General features: G+C 72.6%; 14 protein-coding genes. 7 read left to right on the top strand and 7 right to left on the bottom strand.

Annotated elements, in window-relative coordinates:
• Window positions 1-14: 14 nt before the first annotated feature.
• Genes AB0B33_RS25040 through AB0B33_RS25030 form a run of 3 tightly spaced genes read right to left on the bottom strand, consistent with a single transcriptional unit; the run spans window position 15 to window position 3,081 of the window.
• Window positions 15-1,169, bottom strand: coding sequence for an acetyl-CoA C-acetyltransferase (locus AB0B33_RS25040; RefSeq protein ID WP_360776023.1), 1,155 nt, complete (start codon window positions 1,167-1,169; stop codon window positions 15-17).
• Window positions 1,170-1,177: 8 nt separating this feature from the next.
• Entirely contained in the window at window positions 1,178-1,939 is a 762-nt protein-coding gene (locus AB0B33_RS25035; RefSeq protein WP_360776021.1) for an SDR family oxidoreductase, read from the bottom strand.
• Complete coding sequence (locus tag AB0B33_RS25030) at window positions 1,936-3,081, bottom strand: acyl-CoA dehydrogenase family protein (RefSeq protein WP_360776018.1); 1,146 nt, start codon at window positions 3,079-3,081, stop codon at window positions 1,936-1,938. The genes AB0B33_RS25035 and AB0B33_RS25030 overlap by 4 nt, the downstream gene beginning before the upstream one ends.
• 82 nt (window positions 3,082-3,163) lie before the next feature.
• Between AB0B33_RS25030 and AB0B33_RS25025 the strand changes: the two genes are divergently transcribed.
• From AB0B33_RS25025 to AB0B33_RS25005, 5 genes are read left to right on the top strand one after another with little or no spacing between them, the layout of a single operon-like run.
• Window positions 3,164-4,693 carry a FadD3 family acyl-CoA ligase gene (locus AB0B33_RS25025; RefSeq protein WP_360776015.1) on the top strand — a complete coding sequence of 510 codons (1,530 nt, stop codon included), beginning with the start codon at window positions 3,164-3,166 and terminating at the stop codon, window positions 4,691-4,693.
• Window positions 4,690-5,535 (top strand): enoyl-CoA hydratase, encoded by an 846-nt coding sequence (locus AB0B33_RS25020; protein ID WP_360776012.1) that lies wholly within the window; start codon window positions 4,690-4,692, stop codon window positions 5,533-5,535. Before AB0B33_RS25025 ends, AB0B33_RS25020 begins: the two co-directional genes overlap by 4 nt.
• Entirely contained in the window at window positions 5,535-6,665 is a 1,131-nt protein-coding gene (locus AB0B33_RS25015) for an acyl-CoA dehydrogenase family protein (RefSeq protein WP_360776009.1), read from the top strand. Before AB0B33_RS25020 ends, AB0B33_RS25015 begins: the two co-directional genes overlap by 1 nt.
• Window positions 6,662-7,567, top strand: a complete 906-nt coding sequence (locus AB0B33_RS25010) for an acyl-CoA dehydrogenase family protein (RefSeq protein WP_360776006.1) — start codon at window positions 6,662-6,664, stop codon at window positions 7,565-7,567. The genes AB0B33_RS25015 and AB0B33_RS25010 overlap by 4 nt, the downstream gene beginning before the upstream one ends.
• Window positions 7,564-8,598 carry an acyl-CoA dehydrogenase family protein gene (locus AB0B33_RS25005; RefSeq protein ID WP_360776003.1) on the top strand — a complete coding sequence of 345 codons (1,035 nt, stop codon included), beginning with the start codon at window positions 7,564-7,566 and terminating at the stop codon, window positions 8,596-8,598. Before AB0B33_RS25010 ends, AB0B33_RS25005 begins: the two co-directional genes overlap by 4 nt.
• On the opposite strand, the gene AB0B33_RS25000 is transcribed toward AB0B33_RS25005, so the two are convergent.
• The 3 genes from AB0B33_RS25000 to AB0B33_RS24990 form a co-directional block, all read right to left on the bottom strand.
• The gene (locus AB0B33_RS25000) at window positions 8,595-10,409 is read right to left on the bottom strand and encodes an NAD(P)/FAD-dependent oxidoreductase (RefSeq protein WP_360776000.1); all 1,815 of its coding nucleotides are present in this window, start codon (window positions 10,407-10,409) and stop codon (window positions 8,595-8,597) included. The two genes, AB0B33_RS25005 and AB0B33_RS25000, sit on opposite strands and share 4 nt — an antisense overlap.
• A 90-nt stretch (window positions 10,410-10,499) precedes the next feature.
• Window positions 10,500-11,672, bottom strand: coding sequence for a GAF domain-containing protein (locus AB0B33_RS24995; RefSeq protein WP_360775997.1), 1,173 nt, complete (start codon window positions 11,670-11,672; stop codon window positions 10,500-10,502).
• Window positions 11,673-11,820: 148 nt separating this feature from the next.
• Window positions 11,821-12,567, bottom strand: a complete 747-nt coding sequence (locus tag AB0B33_RS24990; RefSeq protein ID WP_360775994.1) for a sigma-70 family RNA polymerase sigma factor — start codon at window positions 12,565-12,567, stop codon at window positions 11,821-11,823.
• Window positions 12,568-12,651: 84 nt separating this feature from the next.
• Between AB0B33_RS24990 and AB0B33_RS24985 the strand changes: the two genes are divergently transcribed.
• Together AB0B33_RS24985 and AB0B33_RS24980 are read left to right on the top strand one after the other, a co-directional pair.
• Window positions 12,652-13,338, top strand: coding sequence for a TetR/AcrR family transcriptional regulator (locus AB0B33_RS24985; RefSeq protein WP_247024257.1), 687 nt, complete (start codon window positions 12,652-12,654; stop codon window positions 13,336-13,338).
• A 79-nt stretch (window positions 13,339-13,417) separates the two neighbouring features.
• Complete coding sequence (locus AB0B33_RS24980; protein ID WP_360775990.1) at window positions 13,418-14,416, top strand: TerC/Alx family metal homeostasis membrane protein; 999 nt, start codon at window positions 13,418-13,420, stop codon at window positions 14,414-14,416.
• On the opposite strand, the gene AB0B33_RS24975 is transcribed toward AB0B33_RS24980, so the two are convergent.
• Window positions 14,396-14,812 carry a VOC family protein gene (locus AB0B33_RS24975; RefSeq protein WP_247024255.1) on the bottom strand — a complete coding sequence of 139 codons (417 nt, stop codon included), beginning with the start codon at window positions 14,810-14,812 and terminating at the stop codon, window positions 14,396-14,398. The genes AB0B33_RS24980 and AB0B33_RS24975 overlap by 21 nt on opposite strands.
• Window positions 14,813-14,828 lie beyond the last annotated feature (16 nt).

The raw sequence follows: 14,828 nt of genomic DNA, 5'->3' as shown, positions 1-14,828 counted from the left end.
ACCCGCCTGAACACTCACGACAGGCGTTCGATGATGGTGACGTTGGCGGTGCCGCCGCCTTCGCACATCGTCTGCAGGCCGTAGCGGCCGCCGCGGCGTTCCAGTTCGTGCAGGAGCGTCGCCAGGAGCTTGGTGCCGGTGGCCCCGATCGGGTGGCCGAGGGCGATGCCGCCCCCGTTCACGTTGACCCGGTCGGGGTCCGCGCCGGTTTCGTCCAGCCACGCCAGCACGACGCTGGCGAAGGCTTCGTTGACCTCGAACAGGTCGATGTCGCCGATCGTGAGCCCGGCGCGGCGCAGTGCGTGCGCGGTGGCCGGGATCGGGCCGGTCAGCATCCACACCGGGTCCGCGGCGCGCACCGACAGGTGGTGGATCCGTGCCCGGGGCGTCAGGCCGTGCTCCTCGACGAACGACGCGGACGCCAGCAGGGCCGCGCTCGCGCCGTCGGAGATCTGGCTGGCCACGGCCGCGGTCAGCCGGGACTCCGGAGCGAGCGGCTTCAGCCCGCGCATCCGCTCCAGCGACGTGTCCCGGCGCGGCCCCTCGTCGTGCCGGAAGCCGTCGACCGGCGCGATTTCCGCGTCGAACCGCCCGGAGTCGACGGCGGCGATGGCCCGCTGGTGGCTGTGGAAGGCGTACTCCTCCATGGTCTCCCGGCTGATGTCCCAGTGCGAGGCGATCATGTCCGCGCTGCGGAACTGCGAGACCTCGACGCTGCCGTAGCGCTCCTGCCAGCCCTTCGACCCGGAGAACGGGTCTTCGAAGCCGTGTTCGCGCCCGGCCAGCATGGCCGCGCTGATCGGGATGCGGCTCATGTTCTGCACGCCGCCCGCCAGCACCAGGTCCTGCGTCCCCGACATGACCGCCTGCGCGGCGAAGTGGACGGCCTGCTGGCTCGACCCGCACTGCCGGTCGACCGTCACCCCCGGTACGTGGTCGCCGAACCCCGCCGCCAGCCACGCCGTGCGCGCGATGTTGCCCGACTGCGGGCCGAGCGTGTCGGTGCAGCCGAGGATGACGTCGTCGACGAGGTCCGGGTCGACGCCCGCGCGGGCGACGACCGCCTGGATGACGTGCGCGCCGAGGTCGGCGGAGTGCCACCCGGACAGGGCGCCGCCGCGCCGGCCGACCGGGGTGCGGACCGCGTCGAGGAGGAAGGCTTCGGGCACGGGCGCTCCTAGGGGTGCTGGCTGCTGACGGAGACGACTTCGCCGGTGAGGTAACCGGCGTAGTCGCTGGCGAGGAAGACCATGACGTTGGCGACCTCCCACGGTTCGGCGGCGCGGCCGAACGCCTCGCGTTTCGTGAGGTCTTCGAGGAGTTCGTCGCTGGTCACCTTGGCGAGGAAGGGGTGCATCGCGAGGCTGGGGGCGACGGCGTTGACCCGGACGTGGTGTTCGGCGGCGTCGAGCGCGGAGCAGCGGGTGAGCGCCATGACCCCGGCCTTCGCGGCCGCGTAGTGCGCCTGCCCGGCCTGGGCGCGCCAGCCGATCACCGACGCGTTGTTGACGATCGCGCCGCCGCCACCCTGGGCTACGAACTGCTTCAGCGCCGCGCGGGTGCAGCGGAAGGTGCCGGTGAGCGTGATGTCGAGGACGCGGGACCACTCGTCGTCGGTCATGTCCAGCACGGACTTCGTGCCGCCGAGCCCGGCGTTGTTGACCATGACGTCGATGCGCCCGTAGTGCTCGACGGCGCCGTCGATGAGGGCTTGGACCTGGTCTTCCCGCGTGACGTCGCACGGGATGGCGTGCACGTCGCCGAGTTCGGCGGCCTTCTCCTTCAGCCGCCGCTCGTGCCAGTCGCTGATGACGACTTTCGCGCCCTCCTCCCGGCAGCGCTTGGCCACGGCCGAGCCGATGCCGGTGCCGGCCGCGGCGGTGACCACGACGACCTTGCCGGCGAGCAGGTCGTGGCCGGGTGGGTAGTTCGGGATCACGGGCGGGCCTCCCGGGGCAGGCCGAGGACGCGCTCGGCGATGATGTTCCGTTCGATTTCGTCCGAGCCGCCGTAGAGGGTGTCGGCGCGGGTGAACAGGTAGAGGCGCTGCCAGTCGTCCAGTTCGGTGGTGGCCGAGGTGAGCGAACGCGCTCCGCGGGCGCGCATGGCCAGTTCGCCCAGGCCGCGGTGCCACTGCGCCCACAGGAGCTTGCCGACGGCGACTTCCGGCCCTGCGGCCTGTCCGAGCGTCCGCAGGGCGTGGGCCCGCAGGACGCGCAGGCCGATCCGGGCGCGGGCGAGGTCGGCGCGCAGCAGCGGGTCGTCGTAGGTGCCGAGCCGTTCGGCCTCGGCCGTGATGTCGTCGAGTTCGCGGCGGAAGCCGATCTGCTGGCCGAGCGTCGACACCCCGCGTTCGAACCCGAGGGTGGCCATCGCGATCTTCCACCCCTCACCGGGTTCGCCGACGACGAGGCCGGCGTCGGTACGGGCGTCGTCGAAGAAGACTTCGTTGAACTCCGACGTGCCGGTGAGCTGCTGGATCGGCCGCACGGTGACGCCGTCCTGGCGCAGCGGCACCAGCAGGTAGGACAGGCCGTGGTGACGCCGGGAGCCGGGTTCGGTGCGGGCGACGACGAAGCACCAGTCGGCCACGTGCGCCAGCGAAGTCCAGATCTTCTGGCCGTTGACGACCCATTCGCCGTCGCGCCGGACCGCGGACGTCGAGACGGCGGCGAGGTCGGAGCCGGCGCCGGGCTCGGAGTAGCCCTGGCACCACAGCTCCTCGACGGCGAGGATCTTCGGCAGGAACCGGGATCGCTGCTCCGGTGTGCCGAACGCGATCAGCGTCGGGCCGAGGAGCTGTTCGCCGATGTGGTTGACGCGGGCGGGGGCGCCGGAAGCGGCGTACTCCTCGTGGAAGGCGACCTGCTCGGCCAGGGACAGCCCGCGGCCGCCGTGCTCGACGGGCCAGCCGACGCCGGTCCAGCCCGCGGCGGCGAGGTGGCGTTCCCAGGCCAGCCGCAGGTCGAACTCCTCGTGCTCGCGTCCCGGGCCGCCCAGGCCGCGCAGCCGGGCGAACTCGCCGGTCAGGTTGGCGGCCAGCCAGCCGGCGACTTCACGGCGGAATCCCGTCGCTTCCACGCACGCCTCCTTGCTGCCGGGCCGGTCCGGCACCTAGGGTAATGAGAACACGTTCTAGTTTGCCGGTCCAGAGGAGGGTGTGGTGGGAAGAACCACGATCCCGGCCGTCGTCCGGGACGCTGCCGATAAGTTCGGTTCCACGGAGGCCCTGGTCGACGGGGAGCTGAGGCTCGGCTTCGACCAGCTTCTGGAACGTGTTCGAACGGTCGCGCGAGCCTTCCTCGCCCGCGGCGTCGAGCCCGGCGACCGCGTCGCGATCACGTTGCCGAACACCCACCACTGGGTCCTCACGGCGCTGGGCGCGCTCTACGCGGGCGCGACGCTGGTGCCGGTCAACACCCGGTTCACCGCCGCCGAGACCGTCGACCTGCTCGTCCGCGGCCGGGCGAAGGCGCTGGTCGTGGCCGCGGACTTCCTCGGCACCGACCGCTACGCCGCCGTCCGGGCGACCGGGGCGCAGCTGCCCGACCTCGGCACCGTCGTCCGGGTGGCCCTGGAAGAGCCGCACCGGCCGGTCGAGGGCACCCTCGGCTGGGACGAGTTCCTCGGGCTCGCCGAGCGTGTGTCCCTCGCCGAGGCTGAAGCGCGGGCCGACGCGGTACGGCCGGACGACGTCAGCGACATCCTGTTCACCTCGGGCACCAGCGGCCGGTCCAAGGGCGTGCTCTCGGCCCACCGCCAGGCGGTCGGCGTCGCGGCCGCGTGGGCGGACTGCGGGCGGGTCACCGCCGACGACCGCTACCTGGTGATCAACCCGTTCTTCCACAGCTTCGGCTACAAGGCCGGGATCCTGGTCGGGTTGCTGACCGGCGCGACGATCGTCCCGCAAGCCGTGTTCGACGTCCGCGCGGCACTGGCCCTCATCGAGCGGGAGCGCATCTCCGTGCTGCCCGGCGCGCCGACGATCTTCCAGTCCCTGCTCCAGGAACGCCGGGGCGACCTGCCGTCGCTGCGGCTCGCGGTGACCGGGGCGGCCACCGTCCCCGCGTCCCTGGTCCGGCGGATGCGGGCCGAGCTGGGGTTCGAGATCGTGCTCACCGCCTACGGCCTCACCGAAGCCGTCGTGGTGACGATGTGCCGCCCCGGCGACGACGCCGAGCTGGTGTCCCGGACGTCCGGCCGCGCGACCGCCGGGTTCGAAGTCGCGATCCACGGCTCGCCCGGCGAGATCGTCGTCCGCGGCCCGAACGTGATGCTCGGCTACCTCGACGACCCCGGAGCCACCGCGAAAGCCGTCGACGAAGCAGGCTGGCTGCACACCGGGGACGTCGGCGAGCTCGACGAGGCCGGCAACCTGACGATCACCGGCCGGCTCAAGGACATGTACATCTGCGGCGGCTTCAACGTCTACCCGGCCGAGGTCGAGCACGCGCTGACCGAACTGGACGGCGTCCGCGACGTCGCCGTCGTCGGCGTCCCGGACGGGCGGCTCGGCGAGGTCGGCAAGGCCTTCGTCGTCGGCACCGGGCTGACGGCCGAGGCGGTCGTCGCGTTCTGCCGCGACCGGCTCGCCAACTACAAGACCCCGCGGTCCGTCGAGTTCGTGGACGCACTGCCCCGCAACGCTTCCGGCAAGGTGCTGAAGCGGCTGCTGACCGAGGAGAACGCATGAGTGAACCGGTGGTCCGTTCCGAGCGGCGCGGGCCGGTCGCGGTCGTCACGATGAACCGGCCGGACTACCGCAACGCCCAGAACTCCGCGATGACGTACGCGCTGGACGACGCCTTCACGGCCGCGGTGAACGACCCCGAGGTCAAGGTGATCGTGCTGGCGGGGGCGGGCAAGCACTTCTCCGCCGGGCACGACATCGGCAGCCCGGGCCGGGACGCGGACCAGCCGTTCGACCGGCGCGCCGTGATGTGGTGGGACCACACCGACAAGGTGGGCGGCGACCAGCGGTTCGCCCGCGAGTCCGAGGTGTACCTCGGGATGTGCCGCCGGTGGCGGGAAATCCCGAAGCCGATGATCGCCAGCGTGCAGGGCGCGTGCATCGCCGGTGGGCTGATGCTGGCGTGGGTGTGCGACCTGATCGTGGCGGCCGACGACGCGTTCTTCGCCGATCCCGTGGTGCGCATGGGGATCCCGGGTGTCGAGTACTTCGCGCACCCGTGGGTGCTCGGGCCCCGCGCGGCGAAGGAAGTGCTGTTCACCGGCGAACGGTTCACCGTGCAGCAGGCCAAGGAATGGGGCATGGTCACCCGGATCGTGCCGCGCGCGGAGCTGGAAGAGCACACCTTGGCGCTGGCGGAGAAGATCAGCGGGATGCCGTCGTTCGGGCTGGCGCTGGCGAAGAAGGCGGTCAACCAGGCCGAGGACCTGATGGGGCTGCGGTCCGGAATGGACTCGGTGTTCGGGCTGCACCACTTCGCGCACGCCCACAACGCGGAGACCTCGGATGACGCGCTCGGCGGCCAGTCGGCGCGGTCGATGCGCGACGCGAACAAGGGGGGCTGATGGACCTCGACATCGACGGGGCTTCGGCGGCTTTCCGCGACGAGGCCCGGGAATGGCTGGCTTCGCACGTGCGGGTGCTGCCGTCGATGGACACCGCGGAAGGCTTCGCGGCGCACCGGGAATGGGAAGCGCAGCTGGCCGAGGCGCGGTGGTCGGTCGTGTCGTGGCCGGCCGAGTACCACGGCCGGGACGCTTCGATGCTGCAGTGGCTGCTGTTCGAGGAGGAGTACTACGCCGCCCGCGCGCCGGGCCGGGTGAGCCAGAACGGCATCTTCATGCTCGGCCCGACGTTGTTCGCCCACGGCACGCAGGAGCAGCGCGACCGGATCCTCCCGCCGATGGCCCGCGGCGAGCAGATCTGGGCACAGGCGTGGTCGGAACCCGAGGCGGGCAGCGACATCGCCGCGCTGCGCAGCACGGCCGTGCGCACCGACGGCGGCTGGCTGCTGTCGGGGCAGAAGACGTGGAGTTCGCGGGCCGCCTTCGCCGATCGGGCGTTCGGCCTGTTCCGCACCGACCCGGCCGCGCAGCGCCACCACGGGCTGACGTACTTCATGGCCGACCTGCGTGCCGACGGCGTCACCGTGCGGCCGATCCCGCAGCTGGACGGGGAACCCGGGTTCGCGGAGATCTTCTTCGACGACGTGTTCGTGCCCGACGCCGACGTGATCGGCGAAGCCGGGCAGGGGTGGCGGGTCGCGATGACGACGGCCAACAACGAGCGCGGCCTGTCGTTGCGCAGCCCCGGCCGGTTCCTCGCCGCCGCCGATCGGCTCGTCGGCCTGTGGCGCGCGCAGGACGAGCCGGAGTCCACAAAGGACCGCGTGGCCGACGCGTGGATCGGGGCGCGGGCCTACCAGCTCTACACGTTCGGGACGGTGAGCAGGCTCGCCGAGGGCGGCGAGCTGGGCCCGGAGTCCAGCGTGAACAAGCTCTTCTGGTCCCACCTCGACGTCGAACTGCACGAGACCGCGCTCGACGTCCTCGGCCCGGCCGGGGAAACGGACCAGGACTGGGTGAACGGCTACCTGTTCTCCCTCGCCGGGCCGATCTACGGCGGCACGGACCAGATCCAGCGGAACACGATCGCCGAGCGGCTGCTGAAGCTCCCGAGGGAGGCCCGCCGATGAGGTTCCAGCTTTCGCCGGAACACCGGCAGTTCTCCGCGACGCTGCACGAGCTGCTCGGCGGGGCGGACACCGCGACCACCGCCCGGGCGTGGGCGGCCGGGGAGCACGACCGCGGCCTCAAGCTCTGGCGCGCGCTCGCCGACGTCGGGGTGTTCGCGCTGCTCGTGGGCGAGGACGACGGCGGTCTCGGCGCCGGCCCGGTCGACCTGGTCGTCGCCTTCGAAGCACTGGGTTACCACGCGGTCCCTGGCCCGCTCGCCGAGTCGGCCGCGGTCGCCCCGGCGCTGCTGACCGGCGCCAAGCTGACCGCCCTCGCCGAGGGCGACCTCCTGGCCACCGTCGTCGCCCCGCCGGAAGTCCCCCTCGCCCTCGACGCCGACGTCGCCGGCGTGGTCCTGGACCTGACCGGCGCGGAACTCACCGCGGCGGAAGCGGTCCGCTCGATCGACCCGGTCCGGCGCCTGTTCCGGGTCCCCGGCGCGGCCGCGGGACCCGTGCCCGACCTCGGCGTGCTCGCGGTGGCCGCGCAGCTCCTCGGTGCGGGTCAATGGCTCCTGGACACCTCCGTCGCCTACGCCAAGCAGCGCCGCCAGTACGGCCGCGCCATCGGCGAGTACCAGGCGATCAAGCACCTGCTCGCCGACGTCGTCACCCGGCTCGAACTGGCGCGGCCGCTGCTCCACGGCGCGGCCGTCGCCGGGGGGACGTTCGCCAGGGACGTCTCGGCGGCCAAGGTCATGGCCGCCGACGCCGCCTGCCTGGCCGCGCGGACCGCGCTGCAGGTGCACGGCGCCATCGGCTACACCGCCGAACACGACCTCGGCCTGCGGCTCACGAAGGTCCGCGCGCTGGCCGGGGCGTGGGGGACCGGGTCGTTCCACCGCGACCGGGTGCTGCGATGACCGACCCGATGGACACCGAGGAGGCGCGTGCCCTGCGGGAGGCCGTCCGGGCGCTGCTGACCCGCCGATCGGCGGTGCGGGCCGCGATGGACTCGCCGCTGGGCTACGACGACAAGCTGTGGTCGACGCTGTGCGAGCAGATCGGCGTCGCCGCCCTCGCCATCCCGGAGCACTACGGCGGCGCGGGCGCGGGACTCGCCGAATCGTGCGTGGTGCTGCAGGAACTCGGCCGGACGCTGACGCCGTCGCCGCTGCTGGGGTCGGCGCTGCTCTGCGGCGAGGCCCTGCTCCGCGCCGGCAACGACGAAGCCTGCGAACGGTTGCTGCCCGGCATCGCCGCGGGCACCACCCTCGCCGCGCTGGCCTGGTCCGGCGAGAACTGGACACCGGAGCTGACCGCGTCGCCCACCGGCCTCGACGGCCGCGCCCACTACGTCCTGGACGGCGACCTCGCGGGCGTCCTCCTGGCCGTGGCCCGCACTTCGGACGGCACCGGGCTCTTCGAAGTGCCGCTGGACGGCGTTCACCGCGAGCACGTGACCACCCTCGACCCGACCCGCAGGCTGGCCGTCGTGGACTTCGCCTCGACCCCGGCCCGGCGCCTCGACACCGGCGGGTTCGACCGGCCGTTGCGGCAGGTGCTCGACACGGCGGTGATCGCGGTGGCCGCGGAGCAGGTCGGCGCGGCGGCCCGGGCGCTGGAACTGACAGTGGAGTACACGAAGCAACGCCGTCAGTTCGGCCGCCCGATCGGGTCCTTCCAGGCGTTGAAGCACCGGATGGCCGACGTCCACGTCCACGTCGAGGCCGCGCGCTCGGCGTTGTACGCGGCCATTGTGGACGGTGACGCGGAAGCGGTGTCGACCGCGAAAGTCGTGTGCGGCGAAGCGTTTTCGCACGCGGCCGCGGAAATGATCCAGCTGCACGGCGGCATCGCGATCACCTGGGAACACGACGCCCACCTGTACTTCAAGCGAGCGCACGGGACCGCCCTCCTGTTCGGCGATCCCGTGCGCGCGCTCGGCTGCTAGGCCAGGTGGTGCACCTCCTGCAGCCCGTACACCGGCGTCGGCAGGCCTTCGGCGCGGGCCTTGAGCTGCAGCGCGAGGTAAAGCGAGTAGTGGCGGGACTGGTGCAGGTTCCCGCCGTGGAACCACAGCCCCTCCTGCCGCGTGGGTTTCCACATGTTCCGCTGCTCGCCTTCCCACGGGCCCGGGTCCTTCGTGGTGTCCGAGCCCAGGCCCCACACCTTGCCGACCTTGTCGGCGACCTCCTGGCTGATCAGGTCCGCGGCCCAGCCGTTCATCGAGCCGTACCCGGTGGCGTAGACGACCAGGTCCGCTTCCAGCTCCGTGCCGTCGTCGAGCTTCACCGAGTTCTCCGTCAGCTCGGTGACCTGGCCGTGTGCGAGCTTGACCTCGCCGTCGGCCACCAGGTCCGCGGCGCCCACGTCGATGTAGTAGCCCGAGCCGCGGCGCAGGTACTTCATGAACAGGCCGGAGTCGTCGTCGCCCCAGTCGTGGCGGAAACCCGCGGCCTCGAGGCGGTCGTAGAACTCCTGGTCGCGCTCCTTGATCGCGGCGTACACCGGCTGCTGGAAGGTGTGCATGATCCGGTAGGGGAGCGAGGCGAACGTCAGGTCCGCCTTCTGCGTCGTCATCCCGGCGGCCAGCGCGCGCTCGGAGTAGAGGTCGCCCAGGCCGAGGTCCATCAGGGAGTCGGACTTCACGATGTGCGTGGAGCTGCGCTGGACCATGGTGACGTCGGCGCCGGCCTCCCACAGCGCGCCGCAGATGTCGAACGCCGAGTTGTTGGACCCGATGACCACGGCCTTCTTGCCGCGGTAGGCGTCCGGGCCGGGGTGCTGGGAGCTGTGGTGCTGCTCGCCCCGGAAGCGGTCCTGGCCGGGCAGCACCGGGATGTTCGGCTTGCCCGACATGCCGGTCGCGAGCACCAGCTGCTTCGGCTTGAGGACGACCTCTTCGCCGTCGCGGTCGAGGACGACCGTCCATTCCTTCGCTTCCTCGTCGTAGGAGGCGCTCCGGCAGGTCGTCGACGACCAGTAGTTGACCTCCATGACCTTCGTGTACATCTCGAGCCAGTCGGCGATCTTGTCCTTCGGCGCGAAGACCGGCCAGTTGCGCGGGAAGTCGAGGTAGGGGAGGTGGTCGTACCAGACCGGGTCGTGCAGGCACAGCGACTTGTAGCGGCCGCGCCACTGGTCGCCGGGGCGGGCGTACCGGTCGACGACCACGTGCGGCACGCCGAGCTGGCGCAGCCGGGCGCCCAGCGCGATCCCGCCCTGGCCGCCGCCGATGACGAGCACGTACGGCTGCCGCGTCGTGCCCAGCTCCGTCGCTTCCGCGTCCCGCGCTTCGGACCAGGTGACGCGGTCGCGGTTGACGCCGTGTTCGGCGCCCTTGGGCCGGGCGGTGCCGAGCGGCTCCTCGTGGCCCTTCAGCTCGTGCAGCGTGGTGAGGAGCGTGAACGCGCCTTCGTCGGTGAGCCGCAGGTGCCCGCGTCCGCGGCCGGCCGCGGTTTCGAAGCCGATCCACGCCTCGACGACGCCGTCGCTTCCGGTCGGTTCTTCGGTGGCGTGGAAGCCGCTCGCGTCGGTGGTTTCCATCGTGGCGAGCAGCAGATCTTTTACGCCGTCACGGTTTTCGACGGTCTTGAGGTTCCAGGTGAAGGCGACCAGGTCGCGCCAGAACGACGTCGTGGCGAAGAGGGCGGCGGCCCGGTCGGCGTCCCGGGCCGCGAGCGCGGCCTCGAAGTCGGCGAGCCAGCCGTCGACGCGCTGCCGGGCACCGAGCGCCGCGGCGGGTTCGAGGGTCTGGGTCATGAGCGGACCTCCCCGTCTCGGGCACCGTCGTCGTCGGCGGCGCGTTGAGGGCAGCCAACCCCGGCGGCCGGGGTCCGCGTAAGGGTTGCCCTAAGGTTGCACGACGACTTCGACGCCGGGCGCGAGCCGGTACGGGCGGGCGAGCAGCAGGCCGCCGACGAGCTTGCGCAGCCGCGACAGCTCGGCGCGCACGGTCACCACGTGCGTGCGGTCGCCGTAAACGGTTTCCGACAGCTGCGCGGCCGACACCCCGGCCGGACCCGCGGTCGCGATCAGCCGCAGCAGCTCGGCCTGGCGCCGCCCGAGCGGGTGCGTCCACCGCGCCGAGCCTTCGACGATCGCCCGCGGCGGCCCGAGTTCGAGCGTGAGCCGCAGCGGTCCGCGCCGGCTCGGCCGCAGCAGCCAGCCCCCGGGCACCGGCTCGGGTTCGCACGTCCCGAGCCCGCGCACCGCGACCGGGACTCCCGGGCTCGGCGCGGCGACCCGGTCGAGCCCCGGCACCCCGCGGTGCGCGGCGACCCAGCCGTGGTCGTCGACGACCAGCCCGGGACCGCCGGTGAGGACGTGCCCGGACAGCTGCCGGAGCCCGTGGAGCCGGGCTTCGTGCCGCTGCCACAGGAGGGCTTCGGCGAGCCGCACGGACGTGCCGACCAGCGCGACCGTCATCGGGTGCACGGTCTCGGCCGGCCCGCTGACGTCGACGATGCCGAGCAGCTCCCCGGTCCGCGGGTCGTGCAGGGGGTAGGCGGTGCAGGCCCAGGCGTGGTGCGACCGCACGAAGTGCTCGGCGGCGAACATCTGCACGGGCGCGGCCTCGGCCAGCGCGGTCCCGATCGCGTTGCTCCCGATGGCGGGCTCCGACCAGGTGGCCCCTTCGGTGAACCCGAGCGAGTCGGCGCGGTGCCGCACCCGGCGCGCCCCTTCCCGCCACAGGACGACGCCGTCGGCATCGGTGACGACCATGAGGTGGTGCGCGTCTTCGGCGACCGACGTCAGCGCGCCCCGCAGCTCGGGCAGCACTTCGTGCAGCCGGCAGCCGGTCCGGCGCCGTTCGACTTCGGCGGCGCCGAGGGGATCGGGCGCGGGCGGCCGGTCGGGATCGACGCCTTGCGCGGCCACGCGGCGCCAGGACCGTTCGACGAGCAGGCGTGGCGCGGTCCGGGGCGCTTTGCCGGCCAGGACGGCGTCGTGGATGCCCGCGAGCAGCCGGGCGTGCCCGGCGACGTCGGTGCCGGGCCGGACCGCGCAGACGCCTTCGTCCACCGCCACCTCCTGGGCCGTGGCCTCACGGTAACCCGCCTGGTGGGGGGTGGGGCAACCTTCCCGCAACCCCCGGGGCCCCCGCACCGCGTCCGGCGCTCGACCGAGGGGTTGCGTTGTCCGCAGCAGCCGGTTCGAAACCAGTCCGGGGTCAGCCGGTGAGGCGGGCCGCCGTCGCCGGGAGTTCGCGGTTGGCCTCGTCCAGGCCGCTGGCCACCGTGCGGCAGGGGGCGCAGCGGGCGATGTGCTCCGCGATCGCCGTCGCTCGCCGGGGCGACAACGCCCCGCGGACCCAGGCTCCCATCCGCCGCCGGGGCTCGCGGCAGATCGGCTCCTCCGCGTCCGGCACCTGGACCTGCAGGTACGCCTGCCGCAGCCCTTCCCGCGCCCGCATCGCCAGCGCCGCCACACTGTTGGGTGAAAGTCCGAGCAGGGGAGCGACCTCCGTCGGGGTGTCGCCCTCGGCTTCGGTGCGCCACAGCACCGTCCGCCACCGCCCCGGCAGCGTGCAGTACGCCGTCCACACCAGCTTCTCGTTCGACCGGTGCAGCGCCCGCTCATCGGCTCCGCAGGTCGCGCGAGCCTCGGGGACCGTCTCGCACAGCTCGACCCGGCTGCCCTGCTTTCCCCAGCGGGACACCAGGTTCCGCATCGTCACGACCAAGTACGGGCGCAGGTCGCCGTCCGGGCCGCCGCCGGCGCGGACCACGGCCAGGACCCGGGTGAAGGCCTCGGCCACCAGATCGTCGCGCTCGGCGGGCTGGTTCGCCCAGCTGCCGGCGATGCGGCGCAACGGGCCCTCGTGGCGGCGGAACAGGAGGCCGCCCGCGGCGAGGTCGCCGGCGCGGAGGGCGGCGAGCAGTTCCGCGTCCGGCGGGTCCTCGTTTGCTGTCCTCATCGGTACTCTCCGTGACCACGCTGCACCCAAAGTAAGAGGTACGGCAGTGTACGCGATAGCGTCGCGCCGGTACACTCCGTGCCGATGACATCGACGGACAGACCGCGGCCGCCGGATGGGCGGGCCGCGCGGTGGGCCGGGCAGCGGGAACGCCGTCGCGGCGAGTTCGTCGAGGCGGGCCTGCGCGCCATCGCGCGGTACGGGCCCGAGGTGTCCACCGAGCAGATCGCCGACGAAGCCGGCGTCGCCCGCACGCGGCTCTACCGGCACTTCGACGGCGCCGCCGACCTCCAGCACGCCATCGCGGGCCGGGTGGCGGAGCTGATCACCACCGAGTTCGCGCCGCTGTGGAGCCCCGCCGGCACGCCGATGGACCTGATCCGGACGGCGATCGGCGCGCACACCCGCTGGCTGGCCGAGCACGGCTCGCTCTACCGCTACCTGACCCGGCACGGCATGGACGGCGCCCCCGACGTCTTCGCCGACGGCAAGACCGCCATCGCCCGGCAGCTCACCGTCGTCTTCGAGCACTACCTCGGGCTCTTCGGCATGGACACCCGCGTCTGCGAGGCCGTCTCCTTCGGGCTCGTCGGCCTGGTGGAGACGAGCACCTCGCGCTGGCTCGAGAACCCCCGCGGCGTCACCCGCGCCGAGCTGGCCGCCCTGCTGGCGCGCTGGGTCTGGGGGATCGTCGACGACACCCTGCGCGCGGGCGGCGTCACCCTCGACCCGGACGTGCCGCTCGCCGCGGCCGACCTGACCGCGCCCTGACCGTCCACAGTGGAGTCCGGGTGCGCGGTGGCGGGCCCGCCCTTACGATCGCCGCAAGCACGCGGGAGCGGGGGAACGGATGGGCATCGGGGCCGGCACGTGGCTCGTCACCATCGGCATCGTCCTGGCCTTGCTGGCCGTCGACCTCGTGCTCGCCGCGGTCCGGCCGCACCGGGTCGGGTTCGGCGAGGCCGTCGCCTGGTCGGTGGGCTACATCCTCGTCGCGGTGGCGTTCGGCGTCTGGCTGGCGCTCGCCCACGGCGGCGAGTTCGGTGCGGAGTACTTCGCCGGCTACATCGTCGAGAAGAGCCTGTCGGTCGACAACCTCTTCGTGTTCGTGATCATCATGACGACGTTCGCGGTCCCGGAGGAGCACCAGCACAAGGTGCTCACGTTCGGGATCATCCTCGCCCTGGTGATGCGCGGGCTCTTCATCGCGCTCGGCGCGGCCCTGCTCGCGTTGTTCTCCTTCATGTTCCTGCTGTTCGGCCTGCTGCTGATCTTCACCGGCGTCCAGCTGTTCCGGCACCGCGACGCCGACCCCGACATCGAGCACAACCTCGTCGTGCGCACCGCGCGGCGGCTGCTGCCGGTGTCGGAGACCTACGACGGCGGCCGGCTGACCACCACGGCCGGCGGGCGGCGGCTCGTCACCCCGCTGGTGGTCGTCCTGGTCGCGATCGGCGGCGTCGACCTGCTGTTCGCGCTGGACTCGATCCCGGCGGTGTTCGGGGTGACCGACGAGCCGTTCATCGTCTTCGCCGCGAACGCCTTCGCGCTGCTGGGCCTGCGCGCGCTGTACTTCCTCGTGAAGGGCCTGCTCGACCGGCTCGTCTACCTCTCGGCCGGGCTCGCGGTGATCCTCGCGTTCATCGGGGTGAAGCTGATCCTGCACTGGGCGCACGTCGACCTCGACGAGCGCGTCCCGGAAATCGCCACCCCGGTCAGCCTCGCGGTGATCATCGGCGTGCTGGCCGTGGTGACCGTCGCCAGCCTGCTCAAGACCCGCCGCGACCCCGGGGCGAAGGCGCACCCGGGCTCGCTGCGCGGGTCCGCCTCAGACCGCGAAGACCTGTGAGTCGTCGGCGAACGCCTTGAACTCCAGGGCGTTCCCGGCCGGGTCGAGCAGGAACATCGTCCACTGCTCACCGGGCTGCCCTGCGAACCGGAGGTAGGGCTCGATCACGAACGCCGTCCCGGCCGCGCGCAGCCGCTCGGCCAGGGCGTGGAACTCCTCGACGGTCAGGAGCAGCCCGAAGTGCGGCACCGGCACGTCGTGGCCGTCGACCGGGTTGTGCACCCGCTCCGGCCGGGACGGCGCCAGGTGCGTCACGAACTGGTGCCCGTGCAGGTTCCAGTCGACCCAGGTGTCGGCGCTGCGGCCCGGTTCGAGGCCGAGGACTTCGCCGTAGAAGCGGCGGGCGGCGGCGAGGTCGTCGACGGGCATCGCGAGGTGGAAGCGAGGGAGAGTCATGTCTGGATGTTAACAT

This window comes from Amycolatopsis sp. NPDC049159, assembly GCF_040648295.1.
In the GTDB taxonomy this organism is placed as follows: domain Bacteria; phylum Actinomycetota; class Actinomycetes; order Mycobacteriales; family Pseudonocardiaceae; genus Amycolatopsis; species Amycolatopsis pretoriensis_A.
The sequence above is the reverse complement of the archived record's forward strand: the minus strand, read 5'-3'. Positions and strand labels throughout refer to the sequence as shown.

Bases quoted from the DNA above. Each gene is read 5' to 3' on its own strand.
- AB0B33_RS25005 (WP_360776003.1), top strand. From the start codon at position 7,564: ATGACCGACCCGATGGACACCGAGGAGGCGCGTGCCCTGCGGGAGGCC.
- AB0B33_RS24990 (WP_360775994.1), bottom strand. From the start codon at position 12,567: ATGAGGACAGCAAACGAGGACCCGCCGGACGCGGAACTGCTCGCCGCC.
- AB0B33_RS24975 (WP_247024255.1), bottom strand. From the start codon at position 14,812: ATGACTCTCCCTCGCTTCCACCTCGCGATGCCCGTCGACGACCTCGCC.
- AB0B33_RS24980 (WP_360775990.1), top strand. From the start codon at position 13,418: ATGGGCATCGGGGCCGGCACGTGGCTCGTCACCATCGGCATCGTCCTG.
- AB0B33_RS25000 (WP_360776000.1), bottom strand. From the start codon at position 10,409: ATGACCCAGACCCTCGAACCCGCCGCGGCGCTCGGTGCCCGGCAGCGC.
- AB0B33_RS24985 (WP_247024257.1), top strand. From the start codon at position 12,652: ATGACATCGACGGACAGACCGCGGCCGCCGGATGGGCGGGCCGCGCGG.
- AB0B33_RS25010 (WP_360776006.1), top strand. From the start codon at position 6,662: ATGAGGTTCCAGCTTTCGCCGGAACACCGGCAGTTCTCCGCGACGCTG.
- AB0B33_RS25015 (WP_360776009.1), top strand. From the start codon at position 5,535: ATGGACCTCGACATCGACGGGGCTTCGGCGGCTTTCCGCGACGAGGCC.
- AB0B33_RS25020 (WP_360776012.1), top strand. From the start codon at position 4,690: ATGAGTGAACCGGTGGTCCGTTCCGAGCGGCGCGGGCCGGTCGCGGTC.